This is a genomic window from Nostoc sp. MS1, assembly GCF_019976755.1.
In the GTDB taxonomy this organism is placed as follows: domain Bacteria; phylum Cyanobacteriota; class Cyanobacteriia; order Cyanobacteriales; family Nostocaceae; genus Trichormus.
Genome location: NZ_AP023441.1, coordinates 6,858,820 through 6,882,316, shown reverse-complemented (window position 1 = coordinate 6,882,316; position 23,497 = coordinate 6,858,820). Strand labels below are relative to the sequence as shown.

Here is a 23,497-nt window from a genome sequence, read left to right as displayed (position 1 = left end):
ATTCGCATTGCATCCACCTGCATTCGCATTGCATCATCTTATTTTTATAACTCTTACGTACTAACCCTTAATTAGGGCTGGCTGAATAAGGGCGAAAGATAGCAGAATGAAGAGTTTCAGGGTCAGGAAAGAAAAATAAGGTGAAAAGAAAAAGGGTAAGATAAGTAAAAATCCTTGTAGCAAGTTGCGTTAAAATGTATCGAAGAGCGCAAAAGCAAGAAAAAGCAGCAGAAAACTTTGAACTACCCTTTGGGGGAAAACTAGCGTCAGATAACCGATGGGTAATCATGGCGAACATGATACCTTGGTCAAAATTTGAAGCAGAGTACGCAGAAATATTTTCAGCAAGAATGGGAGCGCCAGCCAAAACATTTAGAATGGCGTTGGGAGCATTAATAATTAAAGAAAAATTAGGAATAAGTGACAGAGAGACAGTAGAACAAATTCGGGAGAACCCGTATCTGCAATACTTTATAGGAATGTCAGCATATAGTAATGAATCTGCATTTGACCCGTCAATGCTAGTTCATTTTAGAGAAAGGATAGATATAGAATTAGTCAATAAAATCAATCAAGAAATAGTCAGGAAGATGTTAGAAAATAAACAGGAGGTAGAAGTAAGAGCAAAAAAGCCAGAGGTCGAGGATTCAAAAAGTAAGCCAGCCAATAGAGGAAAATTAATATTAGATGCTAGTTGTGCGCCAGCAGACATAAGTTATCCGACAGATTTAGGATTATTAAATCAAGCCAGAAAGCAAACAGAAACAATCATAGATACATTATATAAGTCCTTATTAGTAAGAAATATCAACAAACCAAGAACCTACAGAAACAAAGCAAGAAAGGATTATTTAGCAGTAGCCAAGAAAAGAAAACCAACAGTTAAAGAAAGAAGGAAAGCTATCAGAAAGCAACTGCAATATATCAACAGAAATTTAACTCATATTCAGCAGCTAATAAATTTAGGTGCGTCACTATTAAAACTGAGCAACAGTCAATATAAGATGTTGCTAGTAGTAGCAGAAGTTTATCGTCAACAGTTATGGTTATATGAAAATCAAAAAATTAGTATACAAGACCGCATTGTCAGTTTAAACCAACCACACATTCGTCCGATTATCCGAGGTAAAGCCGGGAGAACAGTAGAGTTTGGGGCTAAGTTTTCAGCTAGTTACTATGATGGCTATGTATTTTTAGACCATATTAGTTGGGACAACTTTAACGAATCAGGAGACTTAAAATCACAAGTAGAAGCATACAAAAACTACACCGGATATTATCCTGAATCAGTTCATGTTGATAAGATTTATCGGACGAGGGAGAATCGAGCTTGGTGTCAAGAAAGGGGAATTAGAATTAGTGGCCCACCACTAGGTAGACCCCCCCAAAATGTCAGCCCTGAAAAGAAGAAACAAGCCGCTTATGACGAAAGGATTCGTAATTGTATTGAGGGCAAGTTTGGACAAGGTAAACGAAGATTTAGCCTTGGTAGAGTTATGGCTAAACTTCCTCATACTTCTTTCACCGCTATTGCCATAACTTTTTTAGTTATGAATCTTTCTACTCTGCTATTACGGCTTTTTTGTGTATTTTTTTGCCTATTTTTCAAAACTGAGTCTTTTTTTACTTCTTCTATTATCGAAACTGATATTTCATTAAACCTTAAACAACAAAAACTTATCTTTTTTCTGGACTGACTACTTAATCAATTTTTCTCTTCCTTTGAAATGACTTTTTCAGCAAGCCCTAATTATGTCAACCATCCTAGTCACAGGTGGAGCCGGATATATTGGCTCCCACACTGTATTAGCGTTAAAAAATGCAGGCAATGGCATCAACGACGACATATAGTAAGGGAAAAGTGAAACGCAACAACTGAAATTCAAAGATACAGCTTTAAGAGGTCATTTATACAGTAAAAATAAAATTATTGTAGGGTGTGTTAGGCGCAGACTTTAGCTATAGGTTCTCATGAAAAATATGATAAAAGCGTCTAACGCACCGCCATATTAGATGGTGCGTTAGGCTAAAGCCATAACGCACCCTACTTAAGATTTACTTTATAAATAGTCTCTAAGAGTGCGATCGCTTGATAGATAAGTTTCAATTAGCAGCAAACTCAGTAAATTTTCGTTTGTATGGGGCTTTAAAAGCCAAAACTATATCTTGTTTAGGAACTCCAGCTTCTACTAATTCATTAGCAACTCCGATTTCCGTCCCATCGCGTTCAATCCAAATTTTGCCATCTTTAATTTCGATGTAAATAATACAACCAAATATTCGCGTTAGTTCTTGCCAACCAATATTTATAACTTGATAGCGATGCCTGCGGCGGGGCAAAGCCCAACGCGCTCAATATCAAATAATAATTTGACTTCTGTCTGACTATTTGAGCGATTTTGGGCATGGCTTTTCAGAATGTTTTGGACTATTTCTCGATAATTTAGTCTCTCCATATAACAATCTCCTCTCGCTCTGGATTAAAAATTAGTAATTTTAGCTGATATTCAGCAATTATTCTTTGAATAAACTTGCGACTAAAAAACTCATTATAAACATCTACTGGAACGGCTAAATACAAAATCCGCTCAGGTTCGGTCAACCTCAATGCTGAACGGTAGTTAAGACATTGACCAAGAGCTAGGTGAAATTCAGTTACGTCTGAAGCTCCTAAAAAAGATTTTATCTCTACTGCTATTAGGTCTATGTAAAAATCAATATCCTCTACTTGAATAAATAGATGCTCGTCAGTAATTGTCCATTTATCTTTTTCGAGGGCTGTTTTAACTGTATTATGAAATATATCTTTAGCTGGCATACATAAATTAAGTCCACCATACCACTACTCATACCATTAAGCGATCGCTTTCGACAAATGAGAAAAGCGATCACATGATGAACAAGTAAAGCGATCGCTCAGTTACGCTCTAGGATGATAACATTTCCATTAAATAGGGACGTACATCTGTACATCCCTCCCCAATATCTGTTACATTCTTTTTTCAAATTACTATTAGATTATTTTAGTTATTTCTCCCAATATCGGTAGATGTGGACTGTCCACAAGCTATTCTTAATTCTGCTGTATTTGCTGGATTGCTTGGGACTTGTTTATTTTCCTTTAATAAGCGACTATAAGTCCGTTGGGGTATAAAGTGGAGAGGATTGTAGCCAACAGATCGCAAAATTAAAACACAAGCCCAAGAATATCTACCTTCAGTAATTGCTTCTATTACCTGATTTAATTGTTCAGTAGTAATTGTATTCTGAAAACTAGACTGAGAAGAATAAATATTGTATCTCATGATGGTTTTCAATAAGGTACAGGTCTTTTGTTGTCAGTATTTTACTGTTATATATTTAGTTATTTAATATTCATTAATATCAAGCAAAAAAGCTAACCTCAGCAAATTGCTTAATATTCAGCTTTTTTAATTTTGCTTTTTGCAGTGAGAACCTGGAAAATTCATAGCCATATTTCTCCTCCAAAAATTAATTCATCGGTAAAAATTAATCACCAAACAGTTACTTACAATACAGAATACTATTTTCTCGCGTGCAATTGAGCCAAGTTGGCATTTTCTGTCAATAAAAATAATTTAAATTTATTTTCTATATCACTTTGACTTTAATCTCACCTTCTCCCAATTGAATTAGCAACTCATCCCCTACAGCCAGTTCAGCAGCAGTCCGGGCGATCGCACCATTTTCTTTTCTTACCACTGCATAACCACGCTGTAGTAAAGCTTTCGGGTCAAGGCTAATTAATTTTTGTCGTAAAAGTTCTAGGTGTTGCTTGGCTTGTTGCGATCGCCCCAAGGTTAACTGTAACAATTGCTGACGCTGCCAATTTAATTTTTGTGCTTCTTGTTGCAACTGCTTATCTAAGCGCAGATTTTGCAAACGGTGGCGTAATGTTTGCAGTTGATTTTCTGCCGTGGTTTGGGAATAAAGTAAAACTTCGTGTAAAGCGGCGACTCGCTGGCGATGTTGATTATATAACTCTGCTAGTGAGGGTACAACTGTTTCGGCGGCGGCTGTTGGTGTATGTACACAAACATCCGCCACCAAATCTACCAAAGATTCATCTCGTTGATGACCGATCCCCGTCACTACAGGAATGGAACACTCAGCCACCGCACGGACTACTCGTTCATCATTAAAGCAAGCCAATTCCTCAACCGCACCGCCACCCCTTGATAAGATTAACACCTCCGCGCGTCCATCTCGCTCCACCCGTGCGATCGCCTTGACAATAGATTCTGGTGCTTGTTCACCTTGCACTGTCGCCGGAGAGAATAAAACGTGTAACCCTGGATATCGATGTTTAAGAGTTTTTTGAATATCACCCCAAGCCGCAGCCGTCGGTGAAGTGACAACGGCGATAGTTTGCGGATGTATAGGAAGCGATCGCTTTCTTTGGGAATCAAACAACCCCTCAGCCAGCAACCGATTTTTCAGTTGTTGATAACGTAGCGCCTGTAAACCCAACCCAGCAGGCAAAGCTTGCCACACTGTTAATTGATACTCTCCTCTTTGCGGATACAGGCGAATACTACCCAACACGATTAATTGTTCACCTACAACGGGCAGTTGAGCAAGCTTGGCTAGTTGACCACCCCAAACAACACACTTAATTGCTGCTGTACCATCAGGGTCTTGTAGAGTAAAAAATAACCCACTGCGATGATTATTAGCACTAGAAACTTCCCCCACTACCCAAACCTGCCGTAGTTGTTCATCCTGTTCCAACAGCAAGCGCAGATAATCAGTTAACCCAGATACAGAAAGTGCTGTATCAAGAATCACGGAAGCAGCAAAATCAGAAGCCATTCAAGATAGGGTCAGTATAAAGCTATCCAGATCGTAGCATTGGGATGAGGGAGTAAGGGGAGATGTGGTTCTCCTGCGGAGACGCTAAAGCGAACGGCTACGCTCACCAACCGGGAGTGGGGGGAGTAGGGGGAGAATAACAAATGATAACTGTCAACTGTCAACTGTCAACTGATTAAATATCCTGTCCAGTCGGTCTAATCAAAATCTCATTGACGTTCACACGCGGGGGTTGGGTGACGGCGTAAAGGATGGCGGCGGCGATATCTTCGCTTTGCAATGGTGTGATGGCTTTGCGTCGTTCTTCTGAGCGTTGTCTAGCGATGGGGTCGCTAATTAGGTCGTTGATTTCCGTATCTACTAAACCGGGTTCGATAATTGTTACCCGGATGTTATCTTTATGCACTTCCTGACGCAAAGCTTCAGAAAAGGCATTTACACCCCATTTGGTAGCGTTGTAAACACCAACTCCAGCCCGTGCGGTGCGTCCGGCGACTGAGGAAATATTAACTATATGCCCTGATTGTTGCTGTTTAAGGAAAGGTACAGTAGCTCTTGTGACATACATAACACCAAAAACATTGACTTCAAACGATCGCCTCCACTCGCTAGGATTACCTGTGTCAATGTTGCCCAAAACGGCAATCCCAGCATTATTCACGACAATATCTAACCCACCCAATTGGGCGATCGCCTTCTCTACAGAACTATTTACCTGAGTTTCATCTGTCACATCAACTACCAGTGGCAATGCCTGACCACCATTAGTAGCAATCCGTTCTGCTAAACTATTTAAGCGATCGCTACGTCTAGCGGCAATTGCTACTTTTGCCCCTTCTGCTGCTAGGGCGATCGCTGTTGCTTCACCAATACCCGACGAAGCGCCAGTAACAAATGCAACTTTACCTTCTAATTTGCCAGTCATATCTAATACCAATTCAAAATTCAAAATTCATAAAACCAGACTTAGCATAGGTTTGGACATTTGAATCTGTATCATATTTTTTGTGAAATGGTATAAATCCTTATTAAAAGCTGGTTTTATTTAAGGCTTTTTGAGAATTTTCTCATGATTATTCTGATTTAATGTTAATGCAAAGCTGATTAAGTCTATTTATTTATATATAAATAAACTTAGGTAAGAATTATCAAAAACTTTTACCTTAAGGATAGTAAAGTTGCAACCAAAAAGAAAACTAGAGAACTCATGGATTGTACGCTGTTTTTTATCAATATTCCTCTTGGGACAAGTTTTAGTACATATAGTTCAAGGAAAAATTTACTATCGTGAAATTTTAAGACACTTGGAAACCGCAGGTCCAAATTCTATTTCTCCCGTGTTGCTTGTTAATCTATTTGCGGGAATGATTTTTACTCTTCAAACAGCCAGAGAATTAGTAAAATTTGGCGCTGTAAATACTGTAGGAGGAGCTTTTGCTGTAGCATTTTGCCGAGAGTTAGCCCCAATTTTAACTGCTAGCATTATTGCCGGACAAGTAGGCTCTGCTTTTGCATCTGAAATTGGTGCAATGCGAGTTACAGAACAAATTGATGCGCTTTATATGCTAAAAACTGACCCAGTTGATTATCTCATACTACCTAGAGTCATTGCTTGCTGTGTCATGATGCCCATTATGATAATTTTTGCTTTAACGACTGGGATAATGGGTGGTCTTTTTGTCGCGGTTCAACTTTATCATGTTGAGCCAGAAGTATTTTTAGACTCAGTAAGAGATTTTTTAGAACCATCTGATTTATACATTCTTGTGTTAAAAGGTCTAATTTTTGGAGCTATTGTTTCTATTAATGGTTGTAGTTGGGGGTTAACTACAAAAGGAGGAGCTAAAGAAGTAGGTGAGTCAGCAAAAACTGCTGTTGTCACTACTTGGGTAGCAATTTTTATTATGGATTTTGTTCTCGCTTTAAGTTTATTTGAAAATCCCATTTAGCATCATCCTAGTCTTTATCACTACTCCGTAACCTAATAACCGAGGCAATAGCGGCAACAGATAGAATTATTGCTGCTAGGCGGAATGTTACTTGAAAGCCCACAACAACTGCTGCTGGAGGGGCGACTGCTGCATCTACACCCCCAGCAACACTACCGATAACTGCCGCAAACACTGCACCCATCAACGGAACTCCTACTGTACCGCCAGAGGTGCGTGAGAGGGAAAGTAAGCCAGAAGCAATGCCTAAACGTTCTCTGGGTGCAGAGGCTAAGACTGTTGTATTGTTGGGTGCTTGGAATAAACCTAAACCTATACCGTAGATAAAGTAACGCGAGATATAACCAAACTCTGTAATTTGCGCATCGAAGGTACTGATTGCCAAACAGCCACCAATCATCAAACTCAACCCAATAATACTAATACGACGAGCGCCAAAGCGATCGCTCAGTATCCCCGCAACCGGAGCTATTAACCCACTCAACACAGGTGAAACAGCCAACAGCAACCCAGCTTTTGCTGTGGGATATTCCTTAACCCGTTCTAAAAAGAAGGGCGTGACTAACAATGCTCCAGTAATAACGATAAAAGCTAACCAGCCACTCAGCAAACCCATACTCATTTGCAGGTTGCGAAATAGCTTTAACTCAACCAGTGGAAACTCTAAAATTGATTCCACTACGAGAAACGTGAGAAAACTGATAACAGCAATCAATAGTAAAACCAAAGAGGTAGCACTGGTAAAGCCTTGACTTTGCCCAAAAGTCATCCCTAAACCAAAACTTCCCAAAGTCAGGAGAGCTAATACTGCACCGAAGGGGTCGAATTTTTGTTTTCCTTCTGCACGCACAGAAGGCGGTACTACTCGCGCTACCAAAATACTGGCAATAACTCCCAATGGTACGTTAATTAAAAATATAGCGTGCCAGCCAAAATAGCTCAAGATAAGTCCGCCAAAAGAAGGGCCAAAGGCAATACCCAAAGACACTACACTGCCAATGATACCCACAGCCCGACCCCGTTCAGCAGCCGGAAACACCTCCGTTACAATTGCTAAACCCAACCCAGAAATAAATACTGCACCTAATCCTTGCAGTCCACGAAAGCCTATCAATAACTCAATACTAGGTGCTAGACCACACAAAAAGGAACTGAAGGTAAATACAGCCAGTCCCGTCTGATATAGCGATTTTTTCCCCCACATATCCCCCAAGCGAGTTGCACCTAAAACTAGACCAGAACTCACCAATGAGTAGGCGAGTACAGCCCACTGTGCTGTAGGGAAAGTGGTATTGAAAGCTTTAACTATGGAAGGGAGGGCGACGTTAATGATGCCTACATCTAGGGTAGACATGAACACTCCCAGTCCTACACCGAGTAGAACCCAAAATTTACTAGCGCCTGATACAGTCAGAGGTTGTGCTGGCAATGGAGGCAATTAACTCCAGACTAAATTAAGTTTCAACAAATAAACTACGATGACTTTATCGTGTCATCGTAGTTTTATAGATAGCAAATTATCATAGACAAATCTCAGAAGCAAGTTTAATCACTATCAGGACTTACGCTCCAAGATTATCTATTGAGACAGGGTGTAAGGTTGTGGGGGTAAAAGTTTAAGCCTTACACCTCTATACCTTCCTTGCTAAAACCATTAATCTTTCGTTTTCATGTGTAAGTTCTAAATGATTAGTAACTATTTTCTCGTAAATCATCAACTACGTCTTTACTAGCAGCATTTTCTACATAGCGTTTGGCTTGCTCAATCTCATTTTTGGCTCGATTACGCCAACCTATAGCAGAACGATTATCTTCCTCTATGGATATATCCTTTTCTGCACTGCGTAAAAGTTTATAAATACTACGATACTTATCCAAATGTTTTAATGAACTATCAATGGCTGGATGAGTATTTACCTGTTTACGATCTAGAACAGCAGCCTTGTCAATCTCTTGGATAGCCTCATGAACTTTGTTGTATGCTAATTTTTCTTGTTCACTAACATTGGGTTCATCAGGTTGTTGTAATATCAATTCTGCTTGTTGCAGGTCACTGCGTGCATGGAGATAATATGGATGTTTGCCAGATATGTCTGCAAATGCAATACTTTGACTAGAATAAGCCGCAACTAATCCAACCAACAAGCTGCTGATAGCGTTGATTCTATGAGACATAACATTTATTACCTAAATTCAAAACTTTAACTGGTCTGACAATTTAGACTGTATTTTCACATAAAAGTTTTGACGGAAATGTGTCAATGTTATGTCAAGAAAATGGTAGATTCACCTGTTGTCAATTAATCTCTGGGTAGGGATGTAAATCCTACCCAATGTATTTTTTCTAACTTAAAAAGTGAAAGTGGTTCTTAAAGTGCCAATTATGGCATTATCGGCATCGACTTGACCAGGATTGGTTAACCAAATGACACCAGGGGTAATAGAAATATTGTCACTGACGCGGTATCTGTAAAAACCTTCTATATGATAAGGTCTATCACCACTTACACTACCTAAATATGGTTGAGCGCCAGCAAAAATCCCTAATAGGTTGCCTTTCTTCCCGAAGTCTGGCAAGGCGACACCAAGTCCGTAACTCCAAACTTCCCCATCATCGTTAGCACCAAAGCCTGTAATATCGCTGTACAGTACAAAGCCACTAATGGAGAGTTGATTACTAGGTTTGAAAGCAGCTTCAAAACCGTAGGAGTTACTAGAGTAAGCGTTACCACCAGCAACAAAGTTAGCTTGACTAGTACCAACTACACCGGCAGTTGTTGAGGCTGTACCTAAATCGAATAAAGCTGTTCCGCCACCATGATACCCGTGAACGTAGGTTGCGGCTACGGTGAAGCGATCGCCTACATCAAGTTTCAATTGTCCCAAAGCGGCATAATTACCCTCAAATAAACCAGAACCACCAACAGGATTATTCGGTTCTGAGGCAAAATAACCCAAGGTGAGAGTAGGTTTGAAACTACCGCTACCAAAAGGTACATTCACACCAATACCCGCACCGCCACCAATACGATAAATGGGACTTTCTGTGGCGAATGTGGATAAAGCACCATTTCCACCGTCGAAGTCTTCAAAGTAAGGGTTAACTGTAGGCACGTAGTCGCTGTGAATAGCACCTGTGGCAGCAAGGTAAACTTGGGTATTGCCCACAGGGAAGTAGTAACTTAACCAATCTATAGCAACGCCATTGCTAGTATTGGGGGAGATATTAAAAGTTTGAGTTCCTTCAAATGTACCATTTGGTAAAGTTAATGGGTTAGCATTTCCAGACGCAAGACGTGTATTTAAGGTGTCTTTACCTGTAAAACTGGTTTGGAAGTTTAATCTTACCCGGTTTTGGAAGACGGTGTTGTTATCGTCATCATTTCCAAAGCTATCGGTGACGGCAAAAATTGCCTCTCCTACTAGTTTGGTGGTTGTAGAAAATTGATTTGCTTCTAACTCGGTGGTACGTGTTTCTAGCGCGTCTACTCGTCCGCGTAAAGTTGCCAGTTCGGCTCTAAATTCTTCTTGTAAGCGTTGTAATGTGGCTAGGTCTTCTTTTCTAACTAAATCAGACGTAGCTGTGGCAATTAGTTCATTAACTCTATCTAAACAAGCATTCAAACCTGCGGCAAATTCATAACGAGTTAAAGCACGATTACCTCGGTAAGTGCCGTTGGGATAACCAGCAATACAACCATAACGTTCAACTAGAGATTGTAATGCTTGAAATGCCCAGTCGGTAGGTTGTACATCAGAAAATTGAGAAACTGATGTGACTTGAGACAAGGCGTTATTGGTTTCGGCTGTTGTGCTATTGTCATCAGCTTTGACTTGAGAAATTAAAAGATTAGTTTCTACTTTTGTACCTTGAGATGAGCCGATTGTTTCCACCGCATCTGCGTTAGCTGAAGCGAAGATACTGATTCCCAAAACTATCGGACTTAATGCGATCGCTTTCCACAATATCTGAGACATCTTCCTCACACCTTATATTACCGTTAGTGTTGTCACTAAGAATCAAGACTAATATGATATATTTTTTACTTCGTTTTTTTGTTATTTACAATACAAATTTTACGGAAACAGGCGCAGAAATTGGCACATCAAAGAGGGGTGACTCAGAGCATCGAGATAAAAGATGTATTCTTCTGTGGAGTTAAGGAACTTCTTGAAGATAGAGAAAGCCACCCCTGTAAAGAATTTAAGTTATTTGCTAGAAATAACCTTTGTGAAGCTTCTATGATAATTTACTCTTATACGTTTAATAAGTTTAACTATGAGGGATTAAGGAAGTGTTTTTTCGTTTTGTCTCATGTTCATAAATTGCTGAAAAGTTCTTGTGATATTTAGCTGCAAATTGTGAGGAATTGAATTTGATTCAACTACTACAGCTACGCAAGCAATAGTAAAAGCGATCGCTGTGATCATTGTTTGGCAAATCCTACTCAGTTTGTATCTAGCTTTTTTACCAACCTTAGCCGCTTTTTCCTTTTGTATAGGTGTAACTACAGCTAGACGCGGTGCTAAAAATGCTGCTACCTTTCGCGTCAGTTCGCTACTTTCAGTTATTGCAGGAAAGTAATGCCAAGTTTTTGTTTTTGGGTCAAAAATAGTGACGGATGATAAAGAACTATCGGGAAAAGATGAGACACTAGCAAGTAAATCTGCTTTACGCTCTAATCCAAAATAAGGATTTTCAAAGTCTGCGTCTATCTCGGTGTTGTCAGAAGGTTTAGCTACAACATCACAATATTTTGATAAACTATGCAAATCTAATAGCGCTTCTGCTGCAAATTGATAGCGTAGTTTAGTTGCTGGTTGTACCAATTTGCAGAGAATCATCTCTAAAGATGAACTTATTGGCTCAACTAAATATGATTGCCATATCCAAACATTTTCACTGCAATCATATAAATCAAACGGCGACATCTGAGTAAGCAAATGTAGGCAAGTCACACCTAAACTGTACAGGTCGCTGCTAAATACTGCTTTACCTCGAACCTGTTCTGGTGCAGCATATTCAGCACTGCCAATTATAGTTTCCGTTTCCCAATTAAGCCGTTTATATTTAGCAGAGCCGAAATCTACTAAAAATAATTTGTGGTCTTGACTGCGACGAATAATATTAGCAGGTTTAATATCTCGATGAATTACCTGATGAGCATGAATAAACTGCAACAAAGGTAACAATTCATTTAATACTTGGTAAATGTCTGCTTCATTAAATGCTCCAGTCTCGGCTAATTCCTGTTGTAAATTTTGTCCATCCACCCATTCTTGGACTAAATACTGTTTACCTTCTTGCTCAAAAGTATTTAGGAGTTGGGGAATTTGGGGATGTTTACCGAGTTCTGCTAAACGGACAGATTCTTGTTGAAATAGTTCAAAAGCTTTGTGACTATGGTAGGAAGTTTGAGAGGGCGCTAAAAATTGTTTGATGACACAGAAGTTATTTTTTGTATCAGAGGATTCGCTATTTTGTTGATACTTTTGATCAAGAGCCAGAAACGTTTTACCAAAGCCTCCTTGTCCTAATGACTTAAGGATACGGTAACGGTCATTGAGAACAATGTCTGACTTCTCAAATTCAGGGCTGCTATTTTGTTGTAGAAACTGTGAGTGTTTTTGATGATCGGAAAAACCGCCGTACATACAACGGATTACTCCTTAAATTGCTGAATTTAAACTGATTTGCTCCAAGTCTGTTTTGTGATGTTTCTGCCACTATTACTTGCTATACGTCTAACGCCACCACGTTCACGTTGAAATAGTTTTGTTTGCTGAGTATCTGTGCTGAAACTAATGTTAGTTAAAGATTGATGTTGCCATCCTAAGATGACGTAAGAGTAAAAGGATGTAAACATCAACCAAATAACAAAGTTAAGACAAATAAATGTTTTGATTTTTTCTGGCGTAATCATCAGAGTTGGAAAGAACTTAAGCAGCCGACTTTAACCTATCTAACGCGAGATTTAATTGCAAAACATTCACCCCAGGTTCTCCAAAAATTCCCAGAAAACGACCATCAGTATTTTGATTAATTAAATTTTCTAATTGCTGCGGTTGGAGTCTTCGTGCTGTGGCGATGCGGTTTACTTGCGCTCTGGCGGCGGCTGGGGTAATGTGGGGGTCAAGGCTAGAACCAGAGGTGTAGACTAAATCGGCGGTGGGTTGGATACCTGCACTTGTAAGAGCTTTTAAGTTCTCATTTTTGATGCGTTTTATTAAATCTGAATTGCTGGGAGCTAGGTTACTTGCGCCGGATACCCCTGTTTGTAAGACACCTGCATCGTCTTTTTTGGGGTCGGCGGTGCTGTAGCTGGTGGTGCTAGGGCGGGAGTTAAAATAGCGATCGCTTGTAAATGGTTGACCAATTAAAGCAGAACCCAAAACTTGACCTCGACTATCTTTAATCAAGCTACCATTTGCCTGATAGGGAAATACAATCTGTCCCAAAGCAATCATCAAAAAAGGATAAATAACAGCAGCAATTACCCAAATTACCAACGTAGAACGAATAGCCCTACTTGCTTCGCGTGCAAAACTCATTAGAATTTCTCCGGTATAAACATGACAAAAAATAGATAGATAGAAAGACTCAGAGTTACTAACCCTAAAAGCCCCAAAGCCCAAGCTTGAAAGTGAGAAAAACTCTCCCCCGTAGCCGCATAAACAACAGGTGCAACCACAAGGTTGAAACACATTGCCAAGAATAAAAATAAGGGCAGTTTGTGCTTAAATTTGGGGATTGGAGATTGGGAAAAAGATGAAAGAATGAGTTTCATAATATTCAGCAAACATCAATTGTAAAAAATGTGAGAAATAAAAACTCTGCGCCCCTCCGCGCTCCTCTGCATTTCTCAAATAAACCCTCAAGAAAAAGGCAAAACAACATCAATCAACTTAATAGCCACAAAAGGCGCAATAATTCCACCCAACCCATAAATTAAAATATTGCGTCTTAATAACTGATCCGCCGTCAGAGGACGAAACTTCACACCCTTAAGTGCAATGGGAATTAAAGCCGGAATAATCAAAGCGTTATAAATCAAAGCCGAAATAATCGCAGATTGAGCGCTTTTTAAACCCATAATATTTAACGCCCCAATTCCCGCAGCCCCAAAGATAGTAGGAATAATTGCGAAATATTTAGCGATATCATTGGCAATAGAAAATGTAGTCAACGCACCACGAGTAATTAATAATTGCTTCCCAATAGTTACCAAATCAATTAACTTCGTAGGATCAGAATCTAAATCCACCATATTGGCAGCTTCTTTAGCAGCTTGTGTCCCAGAGTTCATTGCTACACCCACGTTAGCTTGAGCAAGGGCGGGTGCATCGTTAGTACCATCCCCAGTCATGGCTACCAATTTACCCTGAGATTGTTCAGAGCGAATGACACTGATTTTGTCCTCTGGTGTAGCTTCGGCAATGAAATCATCAACTCCCGCTTCCTCGGCAATGACACCAGCCGTAATTCGATTGTCACCTGTCAGCATGACAGTACGTACACCCATGCGGCGCAGTTGGTCAAATCGTTCCCGCAAACCCGGCTTGACGATATCTTTGAGATAAATCACACCGAAAATTTGGTCATCTTGACAGACGGCTAACGGTGTACCACCCAAGCGAGAAACACGCTCATAAGCAGCATCAACATCAGGGGGAACTGAACCACCACGGGAACGGACAAACCCCTTAATCGCATCGACTGCGCCCTTGCGGACTTGTTTACCATTGGGTAAATTAGTGCCACTCATGCGAGTTTTAGCAGAAAATTCTACACCCTCGGCTTGATTAAGAGAAAAATCAACCTCAATCTGGTATCTTTGGGCAAGTTGAACAATTGACCTGCCTTCCGGGGTTTCATCAAATACACTGGCATTTCTGGCAATACGTGCCACATCTTCAACTGTATAGCTATTCACAGGAATGAACTCATCCGCCAGCCGATTTCCCAAGGTGATAGTCCCTGTTTTATCTAATACCAAAGTATTGATATCACCGCAGGCTTCGACAGCTCGTCCTGAAGTAGCAATGACATTGAATTGAGCAACTCTATCCATTCCGGCAATCCCAATGGCGCTTAATAGACCGCCAATAGTTGTAGGAATCAAAGCCACTAACAGGGAAATGAGGATGGCGATACTTACACCGGCGCGTAAACTGTTTGCTGCCTCTGCGCCAAATATTGTATTAATGAAGTTGGCAATGTAGCTCACCAAGGGCGGCATAGTTGCCACTACAATCAAAAACACTTGTGTAAGTACAGCAAGTAATACCGTTAGGGCAATCTCGTTAGGTGTTTTAGAACGTTCTGCCCCTTCCACAAGAGAAATCATCCTGTCAATAAAACCCTGACCAGGATCGGCTGTAATGCGAATTGTCAACTCATCGGAAAGGAGGCGTGTTCCTCCGGTGACAGAACTAGCAATATCTGTACCGGGTTGCTTGAGGACTGGTGCAGACTCTCCAGTAATTGCCGACTCATCGACTGAACCAATGCCTTGTATCACTTCCCCATCGGCAGGAATCATATCATTGGCAATTACTTTGACTAAATCGCCCCGACGCAGTTGTGTAGAATTAACTGTTTCTATAGAACCATTGGGTAAGATTTTTCTAGCAGGAGTATCAGAACGGGTGGCTCTTAAGGTATCTGCTTGAGCTTTACCCCGTCCTTCGGCTACAGCTTCGGCAAAATTGGCAAATAAGACTGTGAAAAAGAGAATTAAGGTAATTAATCCATTTAATAGACGTTGTTGGTTGACATTGGCTTGGACTGTGCCGAATAAGTTGGGGTCTAGAGTGACTAAGAATGTGACAATTGTCCCTACCCAAACAATAAACATGACTGGGTTTCTGACTGCATATTGAGGATTGAGCTTGACAAATGACTCTTTAATTGCTCTTTGATAGATGCCCTGCATATTTGCCTTGGGAGTGTGTCTGCGCGAGTCACGGGTTCCTTGGGGAGTACGGGGTGAGGGGGATGAGTTGATAGTTGTCATATGTGGAGATGAGGGAGTGGGGGGAGATGAGGGGGATGAGGGAGAGATAAGCGAAGCTGTGTGATAAATTTGTAATGTTTTTGAGGCTTTGAGGTTGAACGTTGAAGTTTTGAGCTAGAACGTTGAAGCTTTGAACTAGAACATTGAGGTTTTAAACTAGAACGTTGAGGTTTTAAACTAGAACATTGAGGTTTTAAACTAGAACGTTGAGGTTTTAAACTAGAACGTTGAGGTTTTGAACTAGAACGTTGAGGCTTTGAACTAGAACGTTGAGGTTTTGAACTAGAACGTTGAGGCTTTGAACTAGAACGTTGAGGCTTTGAACTAGAACGTTGAGGCTTTGAACTGAAACGTTGAGGTTTTGAACTAGAACGTTGAGGCTTTAAGCCTGACAGTTGCACCTTTGAAGTTAAAATTTTGAATTTTGAATTGGTATTACCCAATACCTTTATTAATCCAAAACGCTTCACCGATGGGGCCGAATGCTAGAACTGGAAAGAATGTCAGTGCGCCGAGAATTAAAATTACGCCTGCTGTTACGCCTGTAAATAAACTGGTGTCGGTGCGTAATGTGCCGACTGTTAAAGGAACTTTTTGCTTGCGGGATAGGCTATCTGCTAGTAACAGTAAGCCGATGATGGGAATATAACGCCCGGCGAGGAGGCTGAAACAGGTGCTAAGGTTCCACCAAAGGGCGGTGATGCTGGGTTTTGCACCAGCCGCAATGGCTAATGGTGAGGGTTGGGAATCTCCTAAGCCTTCAAAGCCAGAACCGTTGTTGGCGGCGGCGGAAGCGTATTCATAGATGACTTGCGCCAAGCCGTGGAAGCCTGGGTTACTAATTCCTGCTAGTTGTTCAGGGAAGGCTAGGGTGATACCAGCCGGAATCATGATGGCGATGGGGTGGACTAGGAGAATGAGGAAACTTGCTAGGACTACTTCGCGTTTTTCGATTTTGCGTCCGAGAAATTCTGGTGTGCGTCCGACCATTAAGCCTGTAGCAAAGACTGCCAAGATTAGGTAGGCAAATAAATATGCTGTTCCTGTACCTTGCCCTCCCCAAACAATTTGTAGGAACATATTTGAGAGGGTGACAAAACCGCCATTGGGCATGAATGAATCATGTAAACTGTTGACTGCACCTGTCATTGTGGCTGTGGTGGCTGTGGCAAATAGGGCTGACTGCGCCCATCCAAAACGGACTTCTTTACCTTCTAAATTTGGTTGTGTACTTCCTAATAGTGTATTGACTGCTGGATTACCGTTATACTCGCCAATACCGTTAATTATGACAAAGGCGATAAATATTACACTCACCATCCCATAAACTAACCACGCTTGTTTTTTATTATTTGCAAATAAGCCGTAGGTATATATGAGGGAGGTAGGAATTGACAGCATCGCCACAACTTCTATTAAGTTAGAAAAGCCGTTAGGATTCTCAAATGGGTGGGCTGAGTTGATGGCGAAAAAGCCGCCACCGTTTTCTCCTAGTTCTTTGATGATTTCAAAATGGGCAACAGGGCCAAGTGCGATCGCCTGACTTATATTAGGATTTTCTATGGTAGGAAATACAACTGGCCCCCCTAAAGTCTCTGGTACACCAGCTGCCATTAAAGCAATCCCACCCACAAGACAAATAGGTAAAAATATTCTCGTGATACTACGGGTTAAGTCTACATAAAAGTTACCCAAAGGTCTACCAGTTAACCCACGAATAAAGGCAATTCCTACTGCTAAACCAGTGGCGGCTGAGGTAAACATATGATATCCCAATCCCCAGATTTGGCTGGCATAACTTAAATAGGTTTCTCCTGAATAATGTTGTTGGTTAGTGTTAGTAATGAAGGAAATAGTTGTGTGTAATGCGGTATCCCAAGTTGGCGCACCTATTTTAGTGGGGTTGAGGGGTAGCCATCCCTGATTCATTAAGATCAAAAATATCAGTAACCCCATGACTATATTGCTGTACACAATTGCCCGTGCATACTGCCAGCCACTCATATTTTCTCTATTACTTACGCCAATTAAAGCGTAAAGTAATCGTTCAACTGGGTTGAAAATTGGGTCAAGAAATGTACGTTGTTCTTGATAAACACGCGCCATATATCGCCCAAAAAAGGGAGTTATGGCTACTATAATTAGTAAGGTTAAGCCTATTTGTATCCATCCTTGCAACATGGGAACTTTGTAATTCGTAATTATGATTACATGATTGACTTTTGTACTGGGGAAAACAAGGAGTAGATGGATATAAAAGTGGGTTTATTTTTCTAGATGATGTTTAGTGGTAAATATATATCGGTGTTTATGTCGTTTAGATATCTTCTAAACGCGATGTTTTATATACTTAATGTTATAAAATTTGACTTATAGCGGTTTCCGACTAAGTAAAGTAGAGTAATGTTTTTAAACGCGGAGGAATGCAGAGGAAAGCGCAGCGAAAAGTTCTGTAGGAGGGTTTCCCTCCGTAGGAAACTTTTCAAGACAGAGGAACGCAGAGGTTTTACCAGTTTTATTAATGATGATTAGGAAACGCTATATTTAGCAGACAGTTGTTACCGGAATATTACAAAGTTAAAAAATTGGTATCTAGAAACTCACAGTTAATCAGAATCTCTATCATCGTTGGCTTATTTATTCTCGTCATGTCGATGGAGTTTGTCACGCCAGCAGATTATGTATTTGGCTATCTTTATACTGGGGCGATATTGTTAGCAAATTTTTGGTTTGGTAGAGTAGGCACTTTGCTGACAACAGTGATGGCTGTGAGTTTAACTATCTTAAATTTAGTAGTTCCTGGATGTGAAATAATTACAACTGCTATGGTAGCTAATCGAGCGATCGCTACTATCGCTTTGATTGTTACTGGTATTTTAAGCGATCGCCTGCGTCGTTCTCAAGAAGCGATCGCTCTCACCCGCGCTAAGTTGGAGTCACAAGCGGAGTTGGTAAGGTTGCGAGAGGATTTTGCTTCTACACTCACCCACGATTTAAAAACGCCACTTTTAGGTGCTATTGAAACTCTTAAGGCTTTACAACAGGAAAAGTTTGGGGTGGTACTCCCAGCACAGCAGCCACTATTGACTACAATTATCCGCTCTCATCAAACTTCTCTGCAACTGTTAGAAACTCTATTAGACATCTATCGCAATGATACAGAAGGGTTACATTTAGATTTAATGCCTGTAGATTTAACTAGTTTGGCAGAAGAAGCAGCCACTACGCTGACAGAATTAGCAGCTAATCGCCGAGTTCATATATCGTTTAACTATGGTGATGCTGGTTGGCGGCAGAGTTTGTGGGTGCAAGGCGATCCTCTACAATTGCAAAGGGTATTACACAATCTCCTAGTTAATGCTATCAATCATTCGCGTCGTGGCGATCGCGTGGAGGTGGTATTAGAAACACAAGCCTCTTATCAAATAGTAAAAATTTTAGATACTGGTGCAGGTATTCAACCAGAACAATTTCCTCATTTATTTGCCAGATTTTATCAAGGACATAGTGAACGGCAAGCCAAAGGTTCAGGGTTAGGACTTTATCTATCGCGGCAAATTATCGCCGCGCATAACGGTATAATTTGGGCAGAGAATCGCGTTCCTCATGGTGCAATGTTTGCTTTTAAATTGCCCATTCTCCCATGTCCTCCTTCTGTGACTGCGTAAAATGCCTTCTCATCCTGTGAAAATTCTGTTGGTTGAAGATGACGAACTCTTTCGCTTAGGCTTACGTGTGCGGTTACAACAAGAGACGGGTTTAGAAATTATTGCTGAGGCGGAAGATGGAGAAACAGCCCTTGATTTGATTAAGCAACACCCTGTAGATGTAGTGTTATTAGATGTGGGTTTACCAGGACTTGGCGGTGTTGAAGCTTGTAGAGAAATTAAGCAGCAAAACCCCCAATTACCCATTTTGGTTTTGACTTCTCATTCTCAAAAACCCCTAATTTCTAAGTTAATTGAAGTAGGCGCTCAAGGGTATTGTCTTAAAGGAATTGCGGCGGAAAAATTAGTATTAGCACTGCGTTCTGTGGCGGCTGGTGCTTCTTGGTGGGATGAGACTGCAACTAAAGAGATTCGTTCTTCTATTGAAGGGAGTCAGTCCCTAACAGCAACTAACATCACCAAATCTCCTAACCTTTTAACTGGGCGTGAATTGGAAATTTTGTCTTTGTTAGCTGAGGGGAAGACAAATCAAGAAATTGCTCTGGCACTATACATCAGTCCAGGTACAGTTAGGGTTCATGTTCACACCATTTTACATAAGTTAGAGGTGAGCGATCGCCACCAAGCTGTAGTTGTCGCCTTACAAAAACAATTAATTAAATCTAGCAATGGGTAATATGACAGAAAACAGTGTCTTATGATAACTATATGTTTTAATCTATCTGTCAATAGCTATAGAACTATTTCGAGCTAGTTAAGTAAGATGAATTATATTGATGCTTCAGGTATTATTTTTTAGGGAAATTTATTTTGCTTTTATAAAGATTTTTATAAAAAATGAGAAGCTAGGGAAAACTAGTGGTGAATCTTGAGTAATTCGCTATTCTTTAATAATTGACTTCTCTTAACTTCTATAAATTTTTCAGCATCTTAGTTTTATTTTACCTGAATTTAGTGTATTCTAGTTTTTCCTGAGTATTTTTTACAACATTAGACACTACATATATTTCATTACGGATCTTTCCCCAGAGCCATGAAGAACTGTACTAGTGTGTCTAAAAATCAATCTTGAGATTAACTTTTTTTCTGTCACTGTATAAGGCATAAAAATCAATGGATATACGATTAATAAAAAAATCGGAAAAATTAGTTCTGAAAAAGATCAAAATGATGGAGGAAACAGAAGACCAAAACCTGCCACTTGAACCTTTGGATACTTTAGAACCCATTATTGAAGAACCAAAAGAACTATATATAGATATTAGAGAACCTAACTATATTCCTGTCCTAGATAATCCTGTAATTCATTCTGTGGGTAACTCCGGCTGGCAGGTTTCGGATATTTGGCGAGATATTAGAGTAGATGATTTTTGTAATTAATTAGGAGGCAGGAGAATTTTAGATTTTAGATTTTGGATTTTAGATTGGTGTATCAATCTAAAATTTAAAATCCTAAATCCAAAATCGAAAGGGCAGGAGGCAGAAGGGAAGAGGGTTATAGCTTTGTTTACCTTTCTTAACTTAGTTTTGTTTTTTCCCACCGACTTACTTAATTTAAGTGTCAACTGTCAACTGTCAACTGTCAACTAACACTAATAACTACACCTTGACTCTCATTTCCTAACCTATCTACTGCACATACAGCATAGGTTCCTGGTTGGACTGTGGCGAATGTTGTACCTGCTGACAACACTCGCTGTATTGTCCAGTTGGAATCACTTTGGCGGTAAAGTGTCCAGGAACGCACAGGTTGGTTATCTCCTGGTTGCCAACTGAGTTTGCGGTTGTTGACTTGCAATTCTTTTGGCGGTGGTGGTGGTGTTGTATCCCGCCAAGACATTGTGGGTACTAAGGCAAGTTTGGAATATAGGGAGTTTTGGAAGGTGTCGGAGATATCTTGGCGGTTTTCAATGATGGAACCGACACTAAAGAAGATATTACCTAGTGATAAGTCTGGTGCTTGGTTGCGGCTAATCTTGACTTGCTTTTCTATCTCTTCACTTTTCCAAGCTTTACCATCAAGTTGTTCGATATTGTTACCTGCGTAAATGTGTCGTCGTCCAGAATTAACGTCTGTCCACCATTTCAACAGTACAGGATAACTCTGCTTGGTTTGGTCGGTACGCCAATATAGTTGAGGTGCTAAATAATCTACCCAACCTTGTTCTAACCATTTCTTGGAGTCGGCATACAATACACTATAAGCATCTAAGCCTGTGATTCCTGCTGGTTGTCCAGGGCGATATATGCCAAAGGGACTAATACCAAATTTTACATCAGGTTTGGTAGCTTTAATGCCTTGGGACAGACGCAGCACCATTTGATCCACATTTTGCCGTCGCCAGTCGCTTAAGCTAAGTTGTCCCCCGGCTGCTTTATAGGCGGCGTAAGTTTTATCATCGGGGAAAGACTGTCCTTGGATGGGGTAGGGATAGAAATAGTCATCAAGGTGGACTGCATCTATATCGTAACGGCGCACAACATCGATGATGACGTTATAAGCCCTATCTTGGACAATTTTTATTCCAGGGTCCATCCACAGTTGATTCCCCCATTGATAAACTACTTCTGGATTGGTTACGGCTATATGAGGACGGACGTTAGTCCCACTTTTGATTGTAGTTTTGGCGCGGTAGGGGTTGAACCAAGCATGAACTTCTAGGTTGCGTTTGTGGGCTTCAGCGATCGCAAACTGTAAAGGATCATAAAATGGTTCTGGGGCTTTACCTTGTGTACCAGTCAACCAAGCACTCCAAGGTTCCAACTCAGAAGCATACAAAGCATCCCCTTCTGGACGCACTTGCAAAATTACGGCGTTGAAATTTAACTGTTGCAACCGAGTAAGAATTGCTACTAACTCCTCTTGCTGCTGAGTTGTTGAAAGTCCAGCTTTGGAAGGCCAGTCACTATTCCACACTGTGGTTATCCAAGCGCCGCGAAACTCTCTGGTATGGCTGACTCTGACTGTGGATGTAGATGTTGGCGGTACAACTAAATAAGCAGAGGGAATCTTTTCTGCTTGACCGAGATAGACTAGAGCTTGATAGATAATTGCGGCTACATCACCACGGGTAGTAGCATTGCCAAAGTTGAGTAATTTGGTATTGGGAAAGCTAGCAACTAAACCTGCACTAGTGGCGATCGCAATTTGATTTCTGCCATAGCCTGGAATAGTATCTGCATCTTGGTATATTTGCGGCAATTTGTCTAGTAAATCTGGTTTAATTTTGCTGGCAATTTCCAAGCCGTTCACCAGAGATACTAAAACATCACCCCTGGAAATTTGATTACCTGGACGGAAGGTCTTATCAGGGAAACCACTTAAAAATCCGGTTTCATAAGCTTTTTTAATTGCACTAGCCGCCCAAAAGTTGGCAGGAATATCCGTAAAGTTGATATACGGACGTTTGACTGATAGATTAAAGACGGCGGCAATTATGGCGGCGAACTCAGCACGGTTAACTGGGTTATTAGGGCGAAAAGTCCCATCAGCATACCCATTCAAAATTCGCCGTTTAGATAAGGCTTCAATGAATAAACTCGCCCAATGGTTTTGAGTATCCGAGAAGCGTGTAGTAGTAGATACCATTGTTATTTGCTGCTAGCTTGCTTGATTGTAGATATCCCATGTTAATCTAGCAAGCTGAAAGCGATCGCTACTTGAATAGCGGGTAAATTTTCATATTTAGTAAAAATGGCGATCTCGTATTTTAACAATTACGCCATTATTTAACTCATATCTTCCACCTTCGGGTCGCCACGCTGCAAAATCTTCAAAGGTTACTAGTTTACGTAAGGCTGGAATTGTAATTTATTGCCGTTTATCTGTGCGTAGCTCATTGCTCTTACTTGTTTGCCCTATCTTTTTTCATGCTTGCACTATTCAGATATTAATTTATCAAGTATTTTACAGCAGCCTGTAGTAAATTTGTCCTGATTATTTAGTGAAGTATGGTATGTGGGGATTATGAGGTTTGTAAATCTAATCAGTAGCATAAAATCCTAGAATTTTGAGTAAATCTATGCTCGA

21 protein-coding genes and 2 pseudogenes are annotated in these 23,497 nt (G+C 40.5%); 6 read left to right on the top strand and 17 right to left on the bottom strand.

Annotated features, from left to right (window positions below):
- Positions 1 to 194: 194 nt before the first annotated feature.
- Both NSMS1_RS29835 and NSMS1_RS29830 read left to right on the top strand, forming a co-directional pair.
- A complete protein-coding gene (locus NSMS1_RS29835; protein ID WP_224085439.1) occupies positions 195 to 1,697 on the top strand; it encodes an IS5 family transposase in 1,503 nt (500 codons plus the stop codon).
- 55 nt (positions 1,698 to 1,752) lie between these two features.
- Positions 1,753 to 1,827: pseudogene (locus NSMS1_RS29830) on the top strand (NAD-dependent epimerase/dehydratase family protein); the annotation flags it as partial.
- A gap of 276 nt (positions 1,828 to 2,103) precedes the next feature.
- Here the strand turns inward: NSMS1_RS29830 and NSMS1_RS29825 are convergent.
- From NSMS1_RS29825 to NSMS1_RS29805, 6 genes are all read right to left on the bottom strand, one after another.
- Positions 2,104 to 2,340, bottom strand: a complete 237-nt coding sequence (locus NSMS1_RS29825; protein WP_317986558.1) for a XisI protein — start codon at positions 2,338 to 2,340, stop codon at positions 2,104 to 2,106.
- Complete coding sequence (locus tag NSMS1_RS35375; RefSeq protein WP_317986557.1) at positions 2,307 to 2,456, bottom strand: hypothetical protein; 150 nt, start codon at positions 2,454 to 2,456, stop codon at positions 2,307 to 2,309. Before NSMS1_RS35375 ends, NSMS1_RS29825 begins: the two co-directional genes overlap by 34 nt.
- Positions 2,444 to 2,818 (bottom strand): XisH family protein, encoded by a 375-nt coding sequence (locus NSMS1_RS29820; RefSeq protein WP_224088684.1) that lies wholly within the window; start codon positions 2,816 to 2,818, stop codon positions 2,444 to 2,446. Before NSMS1_RS29820 ends, NSMS1_RS35375 begins: the two co-directional genes overlap by 13 nt.
- Positions 2,819 to 3,023: 205 nt before the next feature.
- On the bottom strand, positions 3,024 to 3,305 hold the full coding sequence (locus tag NSMS1_RS29815; RefSeq protein WP_224088682.1) for a HetP family heterocyst commitment protein: 282 nt from the start codon (positions 3,303 to 3,305) through the stop codon (positions 3,024 to 3,026).
- A 307-nt stretch (positions 3,306 to 3,612) separates the two neighbouring features.
- On the bottom strand, positions 3,613 to 4,833 hold the full coding sequence (xseA, locus tag NSMS1_RS29810; protein WP_224088680.1) for an exodeoxyribonuclease VII large subunit: 1,221 nt from the start codon (positions 4,831 to 4,833) through the stop codon (positions 3,613 to 3,615).
- Positions 4,834 to 5,008: 175 nt separating this feature from the next.
- Positions 5,009 to 5,758 carry an SDR family NAD(P)-dependent oxidoreductase gene (locus NSMS1_RS29805; RefSeq protein ID WP_224088678.1) on the bottom strand — a complete coding sequence of 250 codons (750 nt, stop codon included), beginning with the start codon at positions 5,756 to 5,758 and terminating at the stop codon, positions 5,009 to 5,011.
- A gap of 253 nt (positions 5,759 to 6,011) precedes the next feature.
- Between NSMS1_RS29805 and NSMS1_RS29800 the strand changes: the two genes are divergently transcribed.
- Positions 6,012 to 6,782, top strand: a complete 771-nt coding sequence (locus tag NSMS1_RS29800) for an MlaE family ABC transporter permease (protein WP_224088675.1) — start codon at positions 6,012 to 6,014, stop codon at positions 6,780 to 6,782.
- Positions 6,783 to 6,789: 7 nt separating this feature from the next.
- On the opposite strand, the gene NSMS1_RS29795 is transcribed toward NSMS1_RS29800, so the two are convergent.
- From NSMS1_RS29795 to kdpA, 9 genes are all read right to left on the bottom strand, one after another.
- Positions 6,790 to 8,211 (bottom strand): DHA2 family efflux MFS transporter permease subunit, encoded by a 1,422-nt coding sequence (locus NSMS1_RS29795; RefSeq protein WP_224088674.1) that lies wholly within the window; start codon positions 8,209 to 8,211, stop codon positions 6,790 to 6,792.
- Between the two features lie 260 nt (positions 8,212 to 8,471).
- Positions 8,472 to 8,957, bottom strand: coding sequence for a hypothetical protein (locus NSMS1_RS29790; protein WP_224088672.1), 486 nt, complete (start codon positions 8,955 to 8,957; stop codon positions 8,472 to 8,474).
- A gap of 174 nt (positions 8,958 to 9,131) precedes the next feature.
- Positions 9,132 to 10,760, bottom strand: a complete 1,629-nt coding sequence (locus tag NSMS1_RS29785; protein ID WP_224088669.1) for an iron uptake porin — start codon at positions 10,758 to 10,760, stop codon at positions 9,132 to 9,134.
- 309 nt (positions 10,761 to 11,069) lie between these two features.
- On the bottom strand, positions 11,070 to 12,437 hold the full coding sequence (locus tag NSMS1_RS29780) for a serine/threonine-protein kinase (protein ID WP_224088644.1): 1,368 nt from the start codon (positions 12,435 to 12,437) through the stop codon (positions 11,070 to 11,072).
- Between the two features lie 29 nt (positions 12,438 to 12,466).
- Entirely contained in the window at positions 12,467 to 12,649 is a 183-nt protein-coding gene (locus NSMS1_RS29775; RefSeq protein ID WP_224088642.1) for a hypothetical protein, read from the bottom strand.
- A gap of 73 nt (positions 12,650 to 12,722) precedes the next feature.
- Positions 12,723 to 13,334, bottom strand: coding sequence for a K(+)-transporting ATPase subunit C (gene kdpC / locus NSMS1_RS29770; RefSeq protein WP_224088640.1), 612 nt, complete (start codon positions 13,332 to 13,334; stop codon positions 12,723 to 12,725).
- The gene (locus tag NSMS1_RS29765) at positions 13,334 to 13,570 is read right to left on the bottom strand and encodes a potassium-transporting ATPase subunit F (protein WP_224088631.1); all 237 of its coding nucleotides are present in this window, start codon (positions 13,568 to 13,570) and stop codon (positions 13,334 to 13,336) included. The genes kdpC and NSMS1_RS29765 overlap by 1 nt, the downstream gene beginning before the upstream one ends.
- 87 nt (positions 13,571 to 13,657) lie before the next feature.
- Positions 13,658 to 15,799 carry a potassium-transporting ATPase subunit KdpB gene (gene kdpB, locus NSMS1_RS29760; RefSeq protein ID WP_224088628.1) on the bottom strand — a complete coding sequence of 714 codons (2,142 nt, stop codon included), beginning with the start codon at positions 15,797 to 15,799 and terminating at the stop codon, positions 13,658 to 13,660.
- Between the two features lie 435 nt (positions 15,800 to 16,234).
- Positions 16,235 to 17,980 carry a potassium-transporting ATPase subunit KdpA gene (gene kdpA / locus NSMS1_RS29755; protein WP_224088626.1) on the bottom strand — a complete coding sequence of 582 codons (1,746 nt, stop codon included), beginning with the start codon at positions 17,978 to 17,980 and terminating at the stop codon, positions 16,235 to 16,237.
- 467 nt (positions 17,981 to 18,447) lie between these two features.
- On the opposite strand from kdpA, the gene NSMS1_RS29750 reads away from it, so the two are divergent.
- The 3 genes from NSMS1_RS29750 to NSMS1_RS29740 all read left to right on the top strand — a co-directional run bounded on the left by NSMS1_RS29750 (position 18,448) and on the right by NSMS1_RS29740 (position 20,847).
- Positions 18,448 to 19,467: a sensor histidine kinase gene (locus NSMS1_RS29750; RefSeq protein WP_224095393.1), complete on the top strand. Its 1,020-nt coding sequence runs from the start codon at positions 18,448 to 18,450 to the stop codon at positions 19,465 to 19,467.
- Between the two features lies 1 nt (position 19,468).
- On the top strand, positions 19,469 to 20,143 hold the full coding sequence (locus tag NSMS1_RS29745; RefSeq protein WP_224088624.1) for a response regulator transcription factor: 675 nt from the start codon (positions 19,469 to 19,471) through the stop codon (positions 20,141 to 20,143).
- A 437-nt stretch (positions 20,144 to 20,580) separates the two neighbouring features.
- Positions 20,581 to 20,847 carry a hypothetical protein gene (locus NSMS1_RS29740; protein ID WP_224088622.1) on the top strand — a complete coding sequence of 89 codons (267 nt, stop codon included), beginning with the start codon at positions 20,581 to 20,583 and terminating at the stop codon, positions 20,845 to 20,847.
- Between the two features lie 202 nt (positions 20,848 to 21,049).
- Here the strand turns inward: NSMS1_RS29740 and NSMS1_RS29735 are convergent, their stop codons facing one another.
- Both NSMS1_RS29735 and NSMS1_RS29730 read right to left on the bottom strand, forming a co-directional pair.
- Complete coding sequence (locus NSMS1_RS29735) at positions 21,050 to 23,056, bottom strand: glycoside hydrolase family 10 protein (protein ID WP_224088620.1); 2,007 nt, start codon at positions 23,054 to 23,056, stop codon at positions 21,050 to 21,052.
- A gap of 117 nt (positions 23,057 to 23,173) precedes the next feature.
- Positions 23,174 to 23,278: pseudogene (locus NSMS1_RS29730) on the bottom strand (Uma2 family endonuclease); the annotation flags it as partial.
- Positions 23,279 to 23,497: the final 219 nt, after the last annotated feature.